Raw genomic sequence first — 20343 nt, forward strand, 5'->3', positions numbered from 1 at the left:
ATGCTTGTGTTCAAATCGAAAAAATTATGGATTGCTATAGCATTTAGTGCTTTGGTAATCGGGGGATGTTCAAAGGATACACCAAAAGTCAAAGAAGATGATGAACCCATTGTAGAGGAAGAAACAGTAGTGGAGGAGCCTGTGCAACGACCAGCATTCGTCGCACCACTTACTGGGGAGGCTGTACAAGAAGAAATTACACAGCGACCTATTATCGTAACAATTAATAATCATCCAGCAGCACGTCCACAATCAGGATTAGCTGCTGCGGATATCGTTTATGAAATGCTTGCAGAAGGTAATGTAACACGCTTTTTAGCAGTATATCAAAGTGAACTGCCTGAAAATATTGGGCCCGTTCGTAGTGCACGCTCTTATTTTATCGATATGGCAAAGGGATTTGATGCCTTTTATGTAGCGCATGGTTATAGCCCAGAGGCGAAAACGATGCTTGATCATCGTATCGTCGACAATATCAATGGTATGGCTTATGATGGTATACTTTTTAAACGCTCTAACGACCGCGTTGCACCACACAATTCCTATATTACATCAGAAAACATTCTAAAAGGTGCTGAAATGGTAGGCGCTTCAATGAATTACAGTGAAAAAGTGCTTCAGGCTTTTTATGAACCTGATGAACGTGGTAAAATAGGTATTGAAACAAATCAAGTTGATATTTACTACGGAAATAATGAAGATTTCCATAACGCGTATGTGTATGATCATCAAAATAATCACTATGAACGACAATCGGCTGGCGTGGACACAAAAGATATGTTAACAGGCGAGACAGTGTCATTGGCAAATGTTCTATTTTTTGAAATGGATCACCGAACAATTGATGATATTGGTCGCCAAGCAATTGATTTAACGTCTGGTGGAAATGCGTATGTATTTCAAAATGGCTATTTGAGGGAAGTCAAATGGGCAAATGTTAATGGAATACCAATGGCTGTAGAGCAATCAGGGGAGCCTGTAAAGCTTGTACCAGGAAAGTCGTGGGTTCATTTCGTACCATCTTCACCAGGGTTACAAGCAATGGTGAAAACGCAGCCTTAAAGGGAGGAAAATTGCATGCAAATCGAAAAAATTCGGGGGCATCAAACAGATCAATTATTTAAAGCAGTGTTAGAGTTAAAGGACATCGAAGAATGCTATAAGTTTTTTGATGATTTATGTACGATTAGTGAAATTCAATCGTTGGCACAACGCTTTGAGGTCGCACATTTATTACGTTTAAAGAAAACCTACGAATCCATTAAAAAGGAAACAGGGGCAAGTACAGCAACGATTTCACGCGTGCGTCGCTGCTTTGATTATGGGAATGATACATATGATGAAATGTTAGGTCGTTTGTATCCTGATGAAAAACCGTTTCAAGCACCAAAAGAATAGTCAGACAAAAGGCTGAGTAGAAGTTCTACTCGGTCTTTTTCATTTTTTTGTCGTGAATCATAAGCTATACTTGTAAACGAATAGATAGAAAATGATAGGTGGTAAAATAGATGGATTATTTAGAATGGAGACATGTGTTCAAGCTAGATCCAGCGAAGGACATTTCAGATGAAGCACTGGAAAAAATTTGCGAGTCTGGGACAGACGTTATTTTAGTTGGGGGAACAGATAATGTAACGTTGGATGGCGTATTAGATTTACTTGTTCGCGTACGTCGCTTTGAGGTACCGATAGCACTTGAAATTTCTACGATTGATGCGGTAACGCCAGGGTATGACTATTATTTCATTCCTACTGTATTAAATAGTGATGATCCAAAATGGATTAAAAATTTACATCATGAGGCTATTAAGGAATACGGCGATATTATGGTATGGGATGAATTGGTAGCGGAAGGATATTGTATTTTAAATCCTGATTGTAAAGTAGCCCATGTAACGGGTGCGAAAACAGATTTAACGATTGATGATGTGGTAGCTTATGCACGCATGGCAGAAAATTTCTTTAAGCTTCCTGTCTTTTATTTAGAGTACAGCGGAATGTATGGCAATCTGGAGGTAGTCAGTGCTGTGAAAAACGAACTGAAGCATACCAAACTCTTTTACGGTGGGGGCATAACATCTGCAAAGCAAGCAGAGGAAATGGCACAGATTGCAGATACGGTAGTAGTTGGAAATATTATTTATGAAGATTTAAAAGCTGCACTTGCGACTGTTAAGGCTGTTAAAAATACGTTATAATTTTAGAACAAATGTTTGTAAGGCGGTGCAAAATGGAACAGTTAACAAAAAATTTACTAGCAGGTATGAATCCCGAACAGGAAAGTGCGGTTAAAACAACTGAAGGACCATTACTCATTATGGCAGGTGCAGGGTCAGGGAAAACACGAGTTTTAACACATCGTATTGCTTACCTAGTTATCGAAAAGGAAGTATATCCTTCCAAGATTTTAGCGATTACATTCACAAATAAAGCAGCCCGAGAAATGCGTGATCGTATTGATGGCATTCTTGGTAATGGTACTAGCGATAGTATGTGGGTATCGACTTTCCACTCCATGTGTGTAAGAATTTTACGTCGTAATATCGATCAATTAGGCATTTCTCGTAATTTCTCTATTTTAGATTCGACTGATCAGCTTTCAGTCATTAAAAATGTGATGAAGGAAGAAAATATTGACCCAAAACGTTTTGAGCCACGAGCAATTTTAAATGCTATTAGTGCAGCAAAAAACGAGTGTATAACAGCGGATGAATACGCTGGACAAATAAACGATAAAAATCCTTATGAACAAACAGTTGCACGTGTCTATAAAGGCTACGAGAAAAGATTACGCCGCAACCAATCCCTCGATTTTGACGATTTGATTATGACGACGATTACGTTGTTTAAGCGTGTACCTGAAGTGCTTGAATATTATCAAAACAAATTTCAATATATTCATGTAGATGAATATCAGGATACCAATAAATCTCAGTATTTACTTGTGCAATTACTGGCAAAGAAATTTAAAAATATTTGTGTTGTAGGGGATTCCGATCAGTCTATTTATCGTTGGCGTGGTGCAGACATTGGGAATATCCTATCCTTTGAGAAGGATTATCCAGCTGCAAAGGTGATTATGCTTGAGCAAAATTATCGTTCAACTCAACGCATCCTACAGGCAGCCAATGACGTCATTCAAAATAATACAACACGATACCCAAAAGAATTGCGCACAGAAAATTCAGAGGGTGAAAAGATTGCACTATATAAAGCTTATAACGAGCAAGAAGAAGCGCAATTTGTTGTACAAACGATTCACCAGTTAATTGAAAAAGAAAATCGTTCATTTGATGACTTTGCTATTTTATATCGCACAAATGCTCAATCTCGTGTAATGGAGGAAGTACTAGTTAAATCCAATATGGCCTATCAAATAGTAGGCGGAACAAAGTTCTATGATCGAAAAGAGATAAAGGACTTACTAGCATACTTACGACTGATTGCCAATAATGACGATGATTTATCACTAGCACGTATTATTAATGAGCCAAAGCGCAGTATTGGCGCAACATCCTTTGAAAAAATGGCACGTTATGCGATAGATCAGGATCGTTCGATTTTTGACGCGATGAATGATCTTGTCTTCATGGGGCTATCAGGGAAAGCGGCAAATTCAGCTGAGCAATTTTATGCGATGATTAAAGGCTTTACACAAATGCAGGAATATTTATCTGTCACGGAAATTGTGGAGCAAGTTATTGATAAATCCGGTTATCGAGCAATGTTACAAAACGAAAAAACAATTGAAGCAGAAAGTCGTTTAGAAAATATTGAAGAGTTTTTATCTGTCACAAAGGCTTTTGAGGAGCGCAGTGATGATAAAAGCTTAATTGCCTTTTTAACAGATTTAGCTCTTATTGCTGATATTGATGCACTCGATAAAGAAGATACATCCAAAGGTAATATTATTTTAATGACGATGCATGCCGCTAAGGGCTTAGAGTTCCCAGTTGTCTTTATTATCGGCATGGAGGAAAACATCTTCCCACATTCTCGCTCACTAGACGATCAAGATGAAATGGAAGAGGAACGTCGCCTTATGTATGTTGGCGTGACCCGCGCTGAGGAACGTCTATACTTAACATGTGCACAAAGCCGAACGATTTTTGGTCGTTCAAGCTTTAATAATGCGTCACGATTTTTAGGTGAAATTTCTCAAGATATTACAGAGTCTATTTCTAAGGCAGGAACAAAATCAACAATACCATTTGCTACTAACAATCGTTCAACAGGTGGCCATCAAAAGCGTACACTTGGTGCTACTCAGCAAACACAACCTGCTACAGCACGTTTACAAGCAACGGGTGGAGATCAATTTGGGTGGAAGGCTGGAGATAAGGCGATTCATAAAAAATGGGGAACAGGTATGGTTGTTAGTGTAAAAGGTGAAGGTGATAGTACAGAGCTCGATATCGCATTCCCACAACCAATTGGTATTAAGCGATTACTTGCTCAATTTGCACCGATTGAAAAAGCGTAAGCGGAGGAACATAAATGAACGAAATAGAACAGCGTATAGCGGAGTTAAATAAATTATTGCATGAATATGGTTATGCCTATTATGTGTTAGATAAACCTGTCGTAGCTGATAGTGTCTATGACCAGTTATTACAGGAACTAATTGCATTAGAAGAAGCGAACCCATCACTCATATACCCTGATTCTCCTACGCAGCGTGTTGGTGGAGCAGTGGTAGAGGGCTTTAAAAAAGTGACACATGATTACCCAATGCTTAGTCTTTCAAATGCTTTTAATGAAGCAGATTTACAAGAATTCGATCGTAAAGTTCGTCAGGCAATCGGAGATCAATTTTCATATGTATGTGAGCTGAAAATAGATGGTTTGGCTATTTCATTGAAGTATAAAAATGGCGTGTTTGTACAAGGGGCAACAAGAGGAGACGGTGTGGTAGGAGAAGATATTACTGCCAATTTAAAGACTATCCGAGCGATCCCACTACGTTTAAAAGAGCCTATTACAATCGAAGTACGCGGTGAGGCGTACATGCCGAAAAAATCATTTGAAAAATTAAATACGCAACGTGCTGACAATGGGGAAGAATTATTTGCTAATCCACGGAATGCCGCTGCTGGCTCATTGCGTCAATTAGATCCTAAAATTGCAGCAAGTCGCCAACTATCAACTTTTATCTATGCCATTGGTGGAGATGGTGAGATTTATGGGATGGATGGACATGCAGAAATGCTCGATTATTTAGAGGGGCTAGGCTTCCCTTCTAACAAAGAGCGCCAACGTTGCACAACCATTGAAGAAGTAATGGCCTTTATAGAACATTGGACAGAAAATCGTCCAAATTTAGCGTACGAAATTGATGGCATCGTGATTAAGGTGGATCGTTATGCGCAGCAAGACGAGCTAGGCTATACAGCAAAAAGTCCCCGTTGGGCGATTGCTTATAAGTTTCCTGCAGAGGAAGTTGTGACAACGTTGCTTGATATTGATTTAACAGTAGGACGTACAGGTGTTGTTACTCCTACGGCTATTTTAACGCCAGTACAAGTTGCAGGGACGACGGTTCAACGTGCTTCTTTACACAATGAGGATTTAATCCGAGATAAGGATATTCGTCTTGGAGATACAGTTATTATTCGAAAAGCTGGAGATATTATCCCTCAAGTTGTAGGTGTGCTAATAGAGCAACGTCCTGAGGATTCAGTACCTTTTGTCATGCCAAAAAATTGCCCTGTTTGTGATAGTGAATTGATACGTATTGAAGGCGAAGTGGCCCTGCGCTGTGTAAACCCTGCTTGCTTTGCTCAAATTGCAGAGAGCATAAAATATTTTGTTTCTCGAAACGCAATGAATATTGATGGTCTTGGAGACAAAGTAGTGGAGCAATTATTGCGTGCAGATTTAATACATGATGTTTCGGATCTCTATCATTTAACGGTTGAGCAACTCGTGGAATTGGAACGCATGGGCGAGAAATCTGCAACGAATTTAGTTAATGCCATTCAAGCCTCGAAAGAAAATTCGATGGAGCGTTTATTAATTGGCTTAGGAATTCGACATGTGGGTGAAAAAGCAGCCAAAATCGTATCCGAGGAATTCGGTTCGATGGAAGCGGTGATGGCAGCAACGGAAGATCAGCTTGTGGCGATTTATGAGATTGGAGATAAAATGGCCTCATCGTTAGTGGAGTATTTCTCCAATGAAGATGCACGAGCAGTCATTGAGCGTCTTGCTGAGGTAGGCGTGAATATGACATATAAAGGTAAAAAGGTAGAAGTGGCGATAGGTGATAGTCCTTTTGCAGGTAAAACAATTGTCTTAACTGGTAAACTTGAGCAATTGACACGCAACGAAGCAAAAGCGAAAATAGAAGAGTTAGGTGGTACAGTCACGGGTAGTGTCAGCAAAAAAACGGATCTTGTGATCGCAGGTGCGGATGCGGGGTCTAAGCTAACAAAGGCTGAGCAATTAGGTATCGACGTTTGGACTGAAGATAACTTAATTGAACAACTTAACCTCATCTAATAAGTGCATGATGTCCTCCTCTTTTGAATAGGAAGCGATGTGGAATGCACAACAGTTACATCAAGGCGTCGAGTAGTTTCGTCGACCTAAAATTGACTATTAGTAAAGGAGCACTAAATAATGAAGTCTTTTCGACTCATTCCAGCAATCGTAGCTGCTGCAATGCTAGTCGGCTGTGTGCCTTCTGACAAGAAGGAGACAGAGCTTACACAGGAAACGCAACAGAAAGAAAAAGCTGAAACAACAATTATCCCAAGCATACAAATTGATGAATCCTATTATAAGACGCTTATCCCTTATAAAGAGAGTGCAAGTAGAGGTCTAGTGGTATCTAACATTTATACGAAATACGATATGAAGGAAGTTGAATCGGGTTTAATGCGTCTATCTCAAAATGAGTTCGACACAGAAAACTACTACTTCCAAGAAGGTCAATATTTAGCTGAAAGTACAGTAAGCTCTTGGCTTGCTCGTAGTTCACAAACAGAAGATGGATTAAATCCACCGACAACAGACACAATGACACCAGAGGAACGAGCAACAAAGGCTCCAGTTTATTTATCCCATATTGTAGAGCAAAACTACTTAACAAAAACGAAGGATAATAAAGTGAAACTAGGTGGGATTTCAATCGGTCTTTCCTTAAATTCTATTTATTATTATCAAAAAGAACAGTATGGCGAATATTACGAGGAACCAATTTCAGAGGCTACTCTTATTGAGCAAGGCAAAAAAATGGCTGCTGAAATCGTTTCACGTTTACGTTCACGTGAAGAATTAAAAGATGTACCAATTGTTGTTGGTTTGTTTAAGCAGCAAGCCCGCAATCAAATTATTCCAGGAGCATATTTTAGCTATGGTGTAGCAAAAGCTGGACAGAACAACATTGCCGATTGGGAAGGAATAGATGAAAATTATGTCTTGTTCCCAACAGATGATTCACAGGATATATACCGAGATGTCAACAATAACTTCAAGAATTTCAAACAAGATGTTGATAAATATTTTTCGAACTATACAAGTGTGATCGGTACTGGTTTCTATCGCAATAAGCAAATACAAAATCTTTCGATTGAAATACCAATCCAATTTTTCGGCAAAGCAGAAATAATCGGATTTACGCAATATTTGACGGGTATTTTAATCAATCAATTTGATAATATTCATGTGGAAGTGAGCGTTACTTCAGTGAATGGTCCTGAGGCATTAATCATCAAAAAGGCCAATGATAAGGACCCTTATGTGCATGTCTATGATTAATATAGTCAGCCTTTGTGCTGACTATATTTTTTATTAGATGGATAGAAATAGAGGAACACAATAGGGAGATAGAGACAACACTTTGTTATAGTAGTGAAAGTTTCTATATTTTTAGTGAAAGTTGTGATTTTTAATATGAAAAATGTTATGATTATTGGCATGGTTAACTTTATTCAACCCTATTGTTATCAATAAAAACAATGAATTGAACAAGTATTCGGAGGTGTGAAAAATGGCTAAATTAACAAAAGAAGAAGTAAAGCACGTGGCAAATTTAGCACGTCTTGCAATTACAGAAGAAGAAGCAGAGAAATTTGCTGAACAGCTTGGAAAAATTACAGACTTTGCAGAGCAGTTAAATGAACTGGATACAACAAATGTTGAACCAACAACGCATGTTCTACCATTAGTGAATGTAATGCGTGAAGATGTAGCAGTAAAAGGTTTGGACCGCGAAGTAATGATGTTAAACGTAAAAGAACAAGAAGATGGTCAAGTAAAAGTACCAGCTATCATGTAATACTAAAACATAGGAGGATTCCTCATGACGTTATTTGAACGTTCAGCTAAGGAGTTACAAGCGGAAATTAAAGCGGGTAACTTATCAATCGCTGACTTAACGAAAGAAGCATACGAGCGTATTGCAAAGCTTGATGGCGATGTACAAGCATTCCTTGCTTCAAACGAAGAAAAAGCAACTGCACAAGCTGCTGAAATGGATAAAGTACCATTTGAAAAGCGTGGACCATTATTCGGTCTACCAATCGGTGTGAAAGACAATATCGTAACAGAAGGCTTAGAAACAACTTGTGCCTCTAAAATTCTGGAAGGCTTTATGCCAATCTACGACGCAACTGTTGTCAACAAGCTACGTGAAGCTGGCATGATTACAGTTGGTAAATTAAACATGGACGAGTTTGCAATGGGTTCTTCGAACGAAAACTCATACTATCAAACAACAAAAAATCCATGGAACTTAAACCACGTACCAGGAGGATCATCAGGTGCATCTGCAGCAGCAGTAGCAGCAGGTGAAGTACCATTCTCTCTTGGCTCAGATACAGGTGGTTCAATCCGTCAACCTGCAGCTTACTGTGGTGTTGTAGGGATGAAACCTACATATGGTCGTGTATCTCGTTTTGGTCTAGTTGCATTTGCATCTTCTCTAGATCAAATTGGACCAATTACACGCAATGTTGAAGATAATGCGCTATTACTAGAAGCTATTGCTGGATTAGATCCAAATGATTCGACTTCTGCAAATGTTGAGGTGCCAAATTACGCTGCAGCTCTTACTGGTGATGTAAAGGGCTTACGTATCGCTGTACCAAAAGAATTCCTTGGTGAAGGTGTTGGCGAAGCAGCTCGTCAATCAGTGCTTGCAGCATTAGAGGTATTAAAAGGCTTAGGCGCTACTGTAGAAGAAGTATCACTTCCTCATTCGAAATATGCACTTGCTGCGTACTATATCCTTTCATCATCTGAAGCGTCTTCTAACTTATCTCGTTTTGATGGTATCCGTTACGGTTTCCGCGCAGAAAACGTGACAAATTTAATAGACCTTTATAAAGAAACACGTGCACAAGGCTTTGGTGATGAAGTAAAACGCCGTATCATGCTTGGAACATACTCACTAAGCGCAGGTACGTATGATGCGTACTACAAAAAAGCACAACAAGCACGTACACTGATTAAAGCAGACTACGATAAAGTATTTGAAGACTTTGATGTTATTATTGGACCAACAGCTCCAACACCTGCATTCAAAATTGGTGAAAACGTTGATGACCCAATGACAATGTATGCTAACGATATTTTAACAATCCCGATGAACTTAGCGGGCGTTCCAGCGATTTCAATTCCTTGTGGCTTTGAAAACGATCTACCACTAGGTTTACAAATTATTGGTAAATACTTCGATGAAGCAACAATTTACCGTGTAGCTCATGCTTTTGAACAAGCAACTGAGTTCCATAAACAAGTTCCTCAAATGTGGGAGGGAAAATAACATGAACTTTGAAACAGTCATTGGTTTAGAAGTACACGTTGAGTTGAAAACAAACTCAAAAATCTTCTCACCAGCACCAGCTCACTTTGGTGCTGAACCAAATACAAATACAACAGTAATCGATTTAGGCTATCCTGGTGTCCTACCAGTCCTAAACAAAAATGTAGTAGATTTCGCTATGCGTGCAGCGCTTGCACTCAATATGGAAATCGAACAAGAAACAAAATTTGACCGTAAAAACTACTTCTATCCAGATAATCCGAAAGCTTATCAAATTTCACAATTCGATAAACCAATCGGTAAAAACGGCTGGATTGATATTGAAGTAGACGGCTATACAAAACGTATTGGTATTACACGTCTTCATATGGAAGAAGATGCTGGTAAGCTTTCACATGCTGGTGACCACTCATTAGTCGACTTTAACCGTCAAGGTACACCGCTTGTTGAAATCGTTTCTGAGCCAGACATTCGTACACCAAACGAAGCATATGCCTACCTAGAAAAATTAAAATCAATTATTCAATATACAGACGTATCTGATTGTAAGATGGAAGAAGGCTCACTACGTTGTGATGCCAACATTTCTATTCGTCCTTATGGTCAAGAAGAATTTGGTACAAAAACAGAGCTTAAAAACCTGAACTCCTTTAACTATGTTCGTCGTGGTTTAGAGCATGAAGAATTACGTCAAGCAGATGTATTATTATCTGGTGGTGTGATTGAGCAAGAAACACGTCGTTTTGATGAAAAAACAGGTAAAACAATTTTAATGCGTGTTAAAGAGGGAACAGATGATTACCGTTACTTCCCAGAGCCAGACTTAGTTCGTCTTTCGATTGATGATGCATGGTTAGAGCGTGTGAAATCTGAAATTCCTGAGCTTCCAGATGCTCGTAAAAAGCGTTATGTTGAAGAATTAGGCTTAACACCATATGATGCTGGAGTTCTTGTTATTTCTAAAGAGATCTCAGACTTCTTTGAGGCGATGATAGTGAAAGGTGCAGATGCAAAGCTTTCTGCTAACTGGTTAATGGGTGATGTTTCTGCTTATTTAAATGCAGAGCAAAAAGATCTTAAAGATACTGCATTAACACCAGAAAACCTTTCTGAAATGGTGAAATTAATCACGGACGGTACAATTTCTTCTAAGATCGGTAAAAAAGTATTTGCTGAGTTAGTAGAAAATGGCGGCTCTGCACAGGATATTGTGAAAGCAAAAGGCTTAGTTCAAATTTCTGATGAAGGTGCATTACTAGCAATCGTAACAGAAGTTTTAGATAACAATGCACAATCTATCGAAGACTTCAAAAATGGTAAGGACCGTGCTATTGGCTTCTTAGTTGGTCAAATTATGAAGGCAACAAAAGGTCAAGCCAACCCACCAATGGTTAATAAATTATTACAACAAGAAATTGCCAAACGATAATACTCGTTGTAACATAATAGCCGAGAGAGCTTCATTGCTCCCTCGGCTATTAATTTTCAAAAATGTAACAAATTTGCATTTTGTGAAACTTAATAGTTGTTTAAAAAGAGTATTCATAGCAAAATATAGAATAGACAATAATAAGGGGGACGAGCCAATGAAAACAGAACAACAATATTTTAACGAAGCTATATCAATACAACAATATATGGAGAACATGACAACATTGAAAGAAGAAAGCTTTCGTATTTATGATGGCTTTGAAGTACCAACAGCTGATGGCCTTATCGAGTTATTAAAGGATAAGCAACCAAAGATTTTAACGATTACAGAAGATTGGTGCGGCGACGCAATGCTAAACAATCCGATTATTCGCCGTATTGCTGAAGCGGCAGGATTAGATATGCGTACCGTTTTCCGCGATGCCGATACAGAGCTAATTGATCGTTATTTAACAAATGGTGGTCGTGCAATCCCAATTTATCTATTGTTAGATGATGCTGGTGAGGTTGTTGGAAAATGGGGACCCCGTGCACCTGAATTACAAGAGTTAGTCGTAACGAAACGAGCAAGCTTACCAGATAAAGAAGATCCAACATTTGAAGAGGCGCAAAAGGCTCTTTATGCAGAAATTCGTGAGGAAAATATCTCGAATCAAACATATTGGACATATGTTTATGAGGATTTTAAAAAGCAGGTAACAGAAGCATTACAAAAATAACAAGAGCATTGCAACATTTCAGCGTATAAATCGTTGAATGAAGTAGAATCTTATGAAGCAGGAAGGTATGTTATGAAACGAGCAAGAATCATTTATAATCCTACATCTGGACGCGAAGTGTTTAAGAAACATCTACCAGAGGTGTTGGAAAAACTAGAGGTAGCAGGCTATGAGACATCCTGTCACGCAACAACATGTGAAGGCGATGCAACGCTTGCAGCAAAAAATGCGGTAGAACGCGGTTTTGATATCATCATCGCAGTTGGTGGAGATGGCACATTAAATGAAGTTGTTTCAGGTGTAAGTCCATTTGAAAACCGTCCAAAAGTTGGTCTAATTCCGATGGGCACTACAAATGATTTTGCCCGTGCCGTGCATATCCCTCGAAATATTGAAGAGGCTGTAGACATTATTATTCAAGGCGACACATTACCAGTGGATGTAGGTCTCTTAAATGGCGAACGCTATTTCATCAATATTGCTGCTGGCGGACGTATTACAGAACTAACTTACGAAGTACCAAGCAAAATGAAAACAATGCTTGGGCAGTTAGCCTATTATGTGAAGGCGGTTGAGATGATTCCATCCATCAAAGCCTCACATATGCGTATTGAATATGATGGCGAAGTATTTGATGGCGACGCTATGATGTTCCTATGTGGTTTAACGAATTCAGTAGGAGGCTTTGAAAAACTAGCGCCTGATGCAAGTATTAATGATGGTTACTTTACTTTAATCGTACTAAAAAAAGTAAGTCTTCCTGAGTTTATTCAACTAGCTGCCATGGCATTAAGAGGCGAACATTTAAATGATGATCGTGTCATCTATAAAAAAGCTAGCGTTGTCAAAGTCACTACAGAAAATGAAGTCCACCTTAACCTAGATGGCGAATATGGCGGAGACGCTCCCGCTACATTTGAAAACCTGAAGCGTCACATCGAAATCTTTGTTCCTCTCGCAGATATTCGAGAGGAAGACCGTATTTAATGGTTAATGAACCCGAAAAGCTCATCCGATTTTATTGAGGATGAGCTTTATTTTGTATTTCTATTTGATTGGTTGCTTGAAGTTGGTGTACTTCACTCGAAAGGATGTCTAAAACACTCCAAAAGGTTAGGACTCCTCTAGGGAAGTCGATTGAAGCGCTCATAAAAGTGAGGAAGCCGCTCAAGAAGTCGATTGAAGCGCTCAAAAAGGTGAGGAAGCCGCTCAAGAAGTTGATTGAAGCGCTCATAAAAGTGAGGAAGCCGCTCAAGAAGTTGATTGAAGCGCTCATAAAAGTGAGGAAGCCGCTCAAGAAGTTGATTGAAGCGCTCAAAAAGGTGAGGAAGCCGCTCCATAAGAAGTGAAAAGTGATCAAAAAGGTAAGGAAGCCGCTCCATAAGAAGTGAAAAGTGATCAAAAAGGTAAGGAAGCCGCTCCATAAGAAGTGAAAAGTGATCAAAAAGGTGAGGAAGCCGCTCCAAAAGAAGTGAAAAGTGATCAAAAAGGTAAGGAAGCCGCTCCATAAGAAGTGAAAAGTGATCAAAAAGGTGAGGAAGCCGCTCCAAAAGAAGTGAAGAGTGATCAAAAAGGTAAGGAAGCCGCTCTATAAGAAGTGAAAAGCGCTCCAAGGTAAGGAAGCCGCTCTAAAAGAAGTGAAAAGTGATCAAAAAGATAAGGAAGCCGCTTCAAATGATGTGAAAAGTGATCAAAAAGGTGAAGAAGCTGCTCCAAAGGAAGTGAAGAGTGATCAAAAAGATAAGGATACCGCTCCATAAGATGCGAAAAGTGATCAAAAAGGTAAGGATACCGCTCCATAAGATGCGAAAAGTGATCAAAAAGATAAGGAAGCCGCCCCATAAGATGCGAAAAGTGATCAAAAAGATAAGGAAGCCGCTCCAAAAGAAGTGAAAAGTGATCAAAAAGGTGAGGGAGCCGCTCCAAAAGAGGTGAAAAGTGATCAAAAAGATAAGGAAGCCGCTCCAAATGAAGTGAAAAGTGATCAAAAAGATAAGGAAGTCGCTCCAAAAGAAGTGAAAAGTGATCAAAAAGATAAGGAAGCCGCTCCAAATGATGTGAAAAGTGATCAAAAAGGTAAGGAAGCTGCTCCAAAGGAAGTGAAAAGTGATCAAAAAGGTGAGGAAGCCGCTCCAAAAGAAGTGAAAAGTGATCAAAAAGATAAGGAAGCCGCTCCATAAGAAGTGAAAAGCGCTCCAAGGTAAGGATAGCGCTCCAAAAGGTAAGGACCCCGCTCAAAATCCTCTTAACTGAATTTCCAGCACTAGAATAAAACTGGCTAAATCCCATAAACTAAGCTTTAGAAGTAAGATTGTGAATGAAATTAGAAAAATGTTTGGCAAATGTGCGTATATTACTTGAACAAAATTTGAAACCTTAATAATAGACTGAAATTTCGGTCCGTTATTAAGGTTTTTTTCGTTGGAATAGTGGAAAATGGGGGTATGGATAAGGGAAAGGAAGTGTTGCCTTTGTATAAGTCACAAGAAAAGAAGCTTATATGGCTAAGTTTTGGTGTTGCAATCATTATGCTACTTTCTATTCTTGGAAGAATATTCGGAAGTTAAGGGGGGCAATGAGATGATTAATGAATCAGCGGTCTATTGGAGCCGAGCATTAACGGAGTTAACATTATCGTTCCATATTATTTATGCAACGATTGGTGTGGGCGTCCCGTTAATGATTATGATTGCTCAATGGACTGGGTATAAAAAGAATGATGAGCATTATATCTTAATGGCAAGACGTTGGGCCCGCGGTTTTGTCATTACTGTAGCAGTCGGTGTTGTAACTGGGACCGCGATTGGCTTACAACTTTCATTATTGTGGCCAAACTTTATGCAACTTGCTGGTCAAACAATTGCGTTACCACTTTTTATGGAAACGTTTGCATTTTTCTTTGAGGCCATATTCTTAGGCATTTATTTATATACATGGGATCGCTTTGATAGTCAGAAAAAGCATATGCTACTGTTAATCCCTGTTGCTGTCGGGGCATCGATGTCAGCTGTATTCATTACAATCGTCAATGCTTTTATGAACGCACCAAGAGGATTTGATATTGTAGACGGAGAACTTGTTAATATTCAACCTTTTCTTGCAATGTTTAACCCCGCTATGCCAACAAAGGTTGCACATGTACTTGTGACAGCGTATATGACATCGGCATTTGTGCTAGCAGCTATTGCAGGATATAGAATGCTAAAAGGCTCGAAGCATGTATACCATAAAAAATCATTACTTTTACTAATGAAAATTGGCTTGATCTTCTCCATTGCAGCAGCTGTGATTGGAGATTTTTCAGGAAAATACTTAGCTGAATATCAACCCGAAAAACTAGCCGCAGCAGAATGGCATTTTGAAACAGAGGGTAAGGCATCACTTGTATTATTTGGTGTCTTAGATGGAGAAGAAGTTAAATATGCCATCAAAATTCCGTATGCTTTAAGTATTCTTGCACATTTTAATCCTAATGCAGAGGTAATTGGCTTAGATCAATTTGAGGAACAGGATCTACCGCCACTCTATATTCACTATCTCTTTGATATCATGGTTTCCATTGGTATGTTTATGGTACTAGTTTCATTACTTTATGTTGTAGGGAAAGCACGGGGCTGGCAGTTTATTCATTCACGATGGTATAGATGGATTATCGTAGCGGGAGGACCACTATCAATTATCGCGATTGAGGCAGGTTGGTGGCTTGCCGAAGTGGGACGTCAACCATGGATACTTTATGGCCTAATGCGCACACCTGAGGGAGCTACGACGAGTGACCATGTGGATTTAATGCTGCTTTTATTCGCAGGAGTCTATGCAGTATTAGCAGTGGGAAGTATTGTCGTATTGGTAAGAATGTTTAAAAAGAACCCAATCGAACGCGAGATTGAAGATCGCCACACTGAAAAAGGCGGTGACATCCTATGACGTTAGAGATTTTAGGTATTTCAGTATTATGGATATTCCTATTCGGCTATGTCATTGTCGCATCGATTGATTTCGGTGCTGGTTTCTTTAATGCATACAGCCTACTTATTGGAAAAAATCATATTTTAACAAATATTATTAAACGTTATTTATCGCCTGTCTGGGAAGTTACCAATGTCTTTTTAGTGTTCTTCTTTGTAGGAATCGTAGGATTTTTCCCGCAAACTGCTTTTTATTACGGAACGATTTTACTTGTGCCAGTCAGTATTTCGCTTGTGCTATTGGCAATTCGTGGCTCCTACTATGCCTTTGAATCGTATGGTACACGGGGACATATCGGATATACGCTGACATATGGTGTAGCAGGTTTATTAATTCCCGCTTCTTTATCGGTTGTCTTTGCTATTGCAGGAGGAGGCTATGTTGATCTAATTAATGGGCAACCTGTGCTAAACTACTGGACTTTATATACAAGTCCATTTGCTTGGAGCATTGTGGTACTGAGTATCGCCGCTGTATTGTATATTTCAGCCGTATTTTTAACATGGTACGCACATAAAGCAAATGACATCGAAGCAACAAAACTGATGCGAAAATATGCACTTGTGTGGGCATCACCGCTAATGATCAGTGCACTTGGCATTATGTATGAAATGAAATCCATCAACCCAGAGAGCTATAGTCATATGGTAAATTTATGGTGGATGTTTGCGATTTCAGCTGTCTTATTTATTGTCACAGTTGTACTCATTGCCATGCGTAAAAAGTACGGACTTGCAGTTGGGCTTCTGATTGCTCAATTTGCTGTAGCCTTCTTTGCTTATGGAATTGCTCAATATCCGTACTTACTGTATCCGTATTTAACAATTTACGATAGCTTTACAAGCACACAAATGGCGATTGCTTTAGTTATCGCATTTATTTTAGGGCTTTGTCTCCTTCTTCCTTCACTTTATTTATTGATGAAACTATTCTTGTTCAATAAAAATTATGTGACAGGAAAAGAAGACAATCACGCATAGGAGGAAAGCAGATATGCAAAGTTTTTTAATTTTTTATGCACCTTTTATTGTCGTCATTCTTGGGATCTTGTGTGCATTTTGGTGGGCACCAAGGGATTATCATATTACAAAAGAGCAGGAAAAGAGTCGCGAATAGCGACTCTTTTTTCAAGTTAATTAGCAGAGATACGTAACCACTATGTCTTGTTCTTTTTTCATTCGCCAACACATGCTACAATAAGGAGATTGAAATGGAGGATGTACGAATGTCAGCACCCGTGAAAAAAAATGAAAGACTTTCAGTTTATATAGAAGATTTAACGCATGATGGCAATGGTGTCGCAAAGGTTGAAGGTTATCCACTATTCATACAAGGCGCTCTGCCAAACGAAACGGCCGAAATCCATGTGGTAAAAACCTTAAAAAACTACGGCTTTGCAAAGGTAATAGATATCATCAAGCCATCTCCAGACCGTGTTGAAGCACCTTGTGATTACTTCAAGCAGTGTGGTGGCTGTCAATTACAGCATTTATCCTATGAGGGACAGCTCAAGTGGAAAGAAAATATGGTGCGCAATGTGATGCAGCGCATTGGTAAAATTAATGCACCTGTCCACCCAGTAAAAGGTATGAAAGAACCTTGGCACTACCGTAATAAAGCGCAAATTCCTTTCTCTGAAAATGAAGCAGGACAAGCGATTGCAGGCTTTTATAAAACAAAAACGCATAGCATTGTGAATATGGATCGCTGCTTGATTCAAACAGGAGAAGCAGATGCTATCCTTGCAGGCTTGAAAAAAGAATTAGCAGCGCTAGGTATTCGCTCTTACAATGAGCATACACATGAGGGCATGTTGCGTCATGTCGTTATCCGTAAAGCACGAGCAACAGGCGAAGTCATGGTTGTTCTTGTAACGAAAAAGAAAAAGTTCCCACAAAAAGAGGCAGCTATTGCAGTAATTCAAAAGCTAGTGCCAAACGTTACATCGATTATGCAAAATGTGAACAGTGAGAAAACCAATGTTATTTTTGGTGATGACACAATCAACCTTTGGGGTAAAGACGTTATAATTGATACAATTGGTGACGTACGTTTTGAAATCTCTGCTCGTTCCTTCTACCAAGTCAATCCAGAGCAAACAGAGGTCCTCTACAAGCAAGCATTGGATTATGCTGACTTGCAGGGGGATGAACGTGTCATTGATGCATATTGTGGAATTGGTACGATCTCTTTATTCCTGGCACAAAAAGCCAAGGCTGTCATGGGCGTGGAAATTGTCCCACAAGCAATTGAAGATGCCAAACGCAACGCACTGCTTAATGGTTTTACAAATACTTATTTTGAGGCAGGCCCAGCAGAGGAAGTTATCCCAAGATGGTATAAAGAAGGCAAGGAAGCAGACGTACTAGTAGTTGATCCACCACGCAAAGGCTGCGATGAAGCACTGCTAACTACTATTCTAGAACAACGCCCAAAACGAGTGGTCTATGTATCCTGTAATCCAGCCACACTAGCACGCGATCTTCGCATTTTAGAGGACGGCGGCTATCAAACACAGGAAATCCAGCCAGTAGATATGTTCCCGCATTCGACGCATGTAGAGTGTGTCTCGCAACTCATTTTAAAAGAAGGCAACTAACCATGGCTAGTTGCCCTTCTAAACAGTTTTTTATTCTACTTGTAAGGGGTTCACGAAGGTGTAATGAATATGGATATAACCATCGTGAGTACAAGTAATTTTCTCAACCAATGAATGAAGAATAGGAGGCGTTAGTGCATCTAAGGAAAGAAAATCTTTTAGTTTTCTCCCTATAGATACTGCATAATTTTCGTCTTCACATTCGGATGCTTTTTCATTTAATTGAGCTTTCTTAGTTTGTAGTTCCTTAATATTGTTATCTGTTAAATCTCGATACTCAATCAATTCTTCTTTCGAGATAATATTGTCAGTATATAAATGGACATATTCAAGTTTCTTTTGTTTTAAAGCATCAATATCAGATTTAGTTTTTTCTAGCTCTTTTTGAATTTGATGCTTTTTCTTATTGAGTTTTTTCAACAAGGTCTGTACAAAACTTTCCTCTTTCAAAGTATTGTATAGTGGCTTTAAATCATTCATGATAACGTCAATTAATTCTCTTTCACGAACTGAAGTTTTATTCACACAGAACGTATCACCATGCCTTAAGTTGCCACCACACCGATACCCTTTCTGATTGGCTTTGTACCACATACCTTTCTGACATTCTTCACAGTAAAGTAAGTTTGTAAAAAGGTGTTTTTGTGGTGCAGTACCTGATTTTGTTCGACGTTGCAATAACTCCTGAACTTTATTGAATGTTTCTTTTTCAATAATAGCCTCATGAGTGTTCTCATTGAAGATTTGATTCTCTTCATCAATTTCTCTTCTATATGATGAAGTTACAGATATCGTTTCAGATCGACCTTGTACGAGATCCCCAATATAGTGTCTGTTCTTAAGAATTTTCTTAATTGTAGAACCATGCCATTGTGTTGATGCATTTGATTTCTTGGCAACTTGTGCAGGTGTAAGCACTTTTTCTGTCGTCAAATTTTTAGCAATGGTATCCATACCTATACCTTCGAGATAATCAGAGAATATCCGCCTTACAATATTTGGCTTATCATCTTCTTTTATTTTCAATACACCATTATTAACTGAATAGCCATACGGAGGATGGGAACCAATGTAGAGACCGCGTTGTGCTTTTACCTTTTTTGCTTGTTTATTTCGACGGCTGCTATTTGCTGACTCAGTTTCATATAGCCAAGCGAATAGTCCAAAGTTTTGAACGTTTCCTTCCAGTGTATTTATGGAATTATCAAGGCAGACTATATGGATATTGTTAAATTGACAGATATCCCGTAGTTCATAAGAAAGTTTACCATTCCTTGCTAAACGTGATAATTCCTTTGCTAAGATGACATCATACTCACCATCTTTACCATCTTTAATTAAAGCCTTCAATCCAGGACGATTGCTCTTTGTCCCGGTTTTTTTATCTGTATAAACTTTTACGATTTCCCAGTTTTTTTGAGCAGCGTAATTATTAAAAATGTCGATTTGATTTTCAATAGATGTTGCTTGTGAATCCATGTTTGTTGAAACGCGTGCGTATACTGCGCATCTCATACATAATCACCACCATGATTAATTTTTTTATGAGATGCTGGTGGGTTTATAGCATTAGTATTTACTTTCTTTTCGAGTTCTAATTCAATTAGTTGACGTAAAATATGTGAAGCATTTACTGCTTTATCAGATGATGCATATGATCGAATAATTTTCATTAAAATGTTTCTCCTTTATAATTACTGATAAAAATAAAAAACCGCAGAATCACATAGCCAAAAAGTTTGACTATGTGACCTCTGCGGTTTTCGCTTATCGGGTTACAATATTTGATTAAGTATTTCTTAAATCATTATATCTTTGCATTTTTATATTTTAAGACTCTTAAAAAAATAATTATT

20 protein-coding genes are annotated in these 20343 nt (G+C 38.7%); 18 read left to right on the forward strand and 2 right to left on the reverse strand.

The features are described 5' to 3' along the window. The first annotated feature begins 6 nt into the window (after window positions 1–6). The 18 genes from ACEVFT_RS01690 to rlmD all read left to right on the forward strand — a co-directional run bounded on the left by ACEVFT_RS01690 (window position 7) and on the right by rlmD (window position 18487). Complete coding sequence (locus ACEVFT_RS01690) at window positions 7–1062, forward strand: DUF3048 domain-containing protein (protein ID WP_393947776.1); 1056 nt, start codon at window positions 7–9, stop codon at window positions 1060–1062. Between the two features lie 15 nt (window positions 1063–1077). Continuing rightward, the gene (locus tag ACEVFT_RS01695) at window positions 1078–1398 is read left to right on the forward strand and encodes a YerC/YecD family TrpR-related protein (protein WP_004225717.1); all 321 of its coding nucleotides are present in this window, start codon (window positions 1078–1080) and stop codon (window positions 1396–1398) included. Window positions 1399–1508: 110 nt separating this feature from the next. Then, window positions 1509–2198 carry a heptaprenylglyceryl phosphate synthase gene (gene pcrB, locus ACEVFT_RS01700; protein WP_205445724.1) on the forward strand — a complete coding sequence of 230 codons (690 nt, stop codon included), beginning with the start codon at window positions 1509–1511 and terminating at the stop codon, window positions 2196–2198. Between the two features lie 32 nt (window positions 2199–2230). Then, complete coding sequence (pcrA, locus tag ACEVFT_RS01705; protein WP_205445722.1) at window positions 2231–4483, forward strand: DNA helicase PcrA; 2253 nt, start codon at window positions 2231–2233, stop codon at window positions 4481–4483. 14 nt (window positions 4484–4497) lie between these two features. Continuing rightward, window positions 4498–6501: an NAD-dependent DNA ligase LigA gene (ligA, locus tag ACEVFT_RS01710; protein WP_205445720.1), complete on the forward strand. Its 2004-nt coding sequence runs from the start codon at window positions 4498–4500 to the stop codon at window positions 6499–6501. 120 nt (window positions 6502–6621) lie between these two features. After that, the gene (locus ACEVFT_RS01715; RefSeq protein ID WP_205445718.1) at window positions 6622–7761 is read left to right on the forward strand and encodes a CamS family sex pheromone protein; all 1140 of its coding nucleotides are present in this window, start codon (window positions 6622–6624) and stop codon (window positions 7759–7761) included. Window positions 7762–7993: 232 nt separating this feature from the next. After that, window positions 7994–8281 carry an Asp-tRNA(Asn)/Glu-tRNA(Gln) amidotransferase subunit GatC gene (gatC, locus tag ACEVFT_RS01720; RefSeq protein WP_004225708.1) on the forward strand — a complete coding sequence of 96 codons (288 nt, stop codon included), beginning with the start codon at window positions 7994–7996 and terminating at the stop codon, window positions 8279–8281. A 24-nt stretch (window positions 8282–8305) separates the two neighbouring features. Then, complete coding sequence (gatA, locus tag ACEVFT_RS01725) at window positions 8306–9769, forward strand: Asp-tRNA(Asn)/Glu-tRNA(Gln) amidotransferase subunit GatA (RefSeq protein ID WP_205445717.1); 1464 nt, start codon at window positions 8306–8308, stop codon at window positions 9767–9769. Window position 9770: 1 nt separating this feature from the next. Next, entirely contained in the window at window positions 9771–11198 is a 1428-nt protein-coding gene (gatB, locus tag ACEVFT_RS01730) for an Asp-tRNA(Asn)/Glu-tRNA(Gln) amidotransferase subunit GatB (RefSeq protein WP_205445715.1), read from the forward strand. Between the two features lie 157 nt (window positions 11199–11355). Then, window positions 11356–11919 carry a thioredoxin family protein gene (locus ACEVFT_RS01735; protein WP_393947779.1) on the forward strand — a complete coding sequence of 188 codons (564 nt, stop codon included), beginning with the start codon at window positions 11356–11358 and terminating at the stop codon, window positions 11917–11919. A gap of 72 nt (window positions 11920–11991) precedes the next feature. Further along, window positions 11992–12906, forward strand: coding sequence for a diacylglycerol kinase (locus ACEVFT_RS01740; protein ID WP_004225701.1), 915 nt, complete (start codon window positions 11992–11994; stop codon window positions 12904–12906). 104 nt (window positions 12907–13010) lie between these two features. Further along, window positions 13011–13268, forward strand: coding sequence for a hypothetical protein (locus tag ACEVFT_RS01745; RefSeq protein WP_393947780.1), 258 nt, complete (start codon window positions 13011–13013; stop codon window positions 13266–13268). Between the two features lie 288 nt (window positions 13269–13556). Continuing rightward, window positions 13557–13679 carry a hypothetical protein gene (locus tag ACEVFT_RS01750; RefSeq protein ID WP_393947782.1) on the forward strand — a complete coding sequence of 41 codons (123 nt, stop codon included), beginning with the start codon at window positions 13557–13559 and terminating at the stop codon, window positions 13677–13679. A gap of 129 nt (window positions 13680–13808) precedes the next feature. Beyond that, window positions 13809–14099, forward strand: coding sequence for a hypothetical protein (locus tag ACEVFT_RS01755; protein ID WP_393947784.1), 291 nt, complete (start codon window positions 13809–13811; stop codon window positions 14097–14099). Between the two features lie 400 nt (window positions 14100–14499). After that, window positions 14500–15846: a cytochrome ubiquinol oxidase subunit I gene (locus ACEVFT_RS01760; protein ID WP_205445710.1), complete on the forward strand. Its 1347-nt coding sequence runs from the start codon at window positions 14500–14502 to the stop codon at window positions 15844–15846. Continuing rightward, the gene (locus ACEVFT_RS01765; RefSeq protein ID WP_393947786.1) at window positions 15843–16868 is read left to right on the forward strand and encodes a cytochrome d ubiquinol oxidase subunit II; all 1026 of its coding nucleotides are present in this window, start codon (window positions 15843–15845) and stop codon (window positions 16866–16868) included. The genes ACEVFT_RS01760 and ACEVFT_RS01765 overlap by 4 nt, the downstream gene beginning before the upstream one ends. A gap of 13 nt (window positions 16869–16881) precedes the next feature. Beyond that, window positions 16882–17004 carry a cytochrome bd oxidase small subunit CydS family protein gene (cydS, locus tag ACEVFT_RS01770; RefSeq protein WP_004225690.1) on the forward strand — a complete coding sequence of 41 codons (123 nt, stop codon included), beginning with the start codon at window positions 16882–16884 and terminating at the stop codon, window positions 17002–17004. A gap of 109 nt (window positions 17005–17113) precedes the next feature. Continuing rightward, the gene (gene rlmD / locus ACEVFT_RS01775; RefSeq protein WP_393947815.1) at window positions 17114–18487 is read left to right on the forward strand and encodes a 23S rRNA (uracil(1939)-C(5))-methyltransferase RlmD; all 1374 of its coding nucleotides are present in this window, start codon (window positions 17114–17116) and stop codon (window positions 18485–18487) included. Between the two features lie 30 nt (window positions 18488–18517). Here rlmD and ACEVFT_RS01780 read toward each other — a convergent pair whose 3' ends face one another. Together ACEVFT_RS01780 and ACEVFT_RS01785 are read right to left on the reverse strand one after the other, a co-directional pair. Next, entirely contained in the window at window positions 18518–20002 is a 1485-nt protein-coding gene (locus ACEVFT_RS01780) for a recombinase family protein (protein WP_393947788.1), read from the reverse strand. Beyond that, entirely contained in the window at window positions 19999–20160 is a 162-nt protein-coding gene (locus ACEVFT_RS01785) for a hypothetical protein (RefSeq protein WP_193767405.1), read from the reverse strand. Before ACEVFT_RS01785 ends, ACEVFT_RS01780 begins: the two co-directional genes overlap by 4 nt. Window positions 20161–20343 lie beyond the last annotated feature (183 nt).

Origin of the sequence: Lysinibacillus sp. PWR01, from assembly GCF_043359455.1 — a bacterium.
GTDB lineage: Bacteria > Bacillota > Bacilli > Bacillales_A > Planococcaceae > Lysinibacillus > Lysinibacillus fusiformis_F.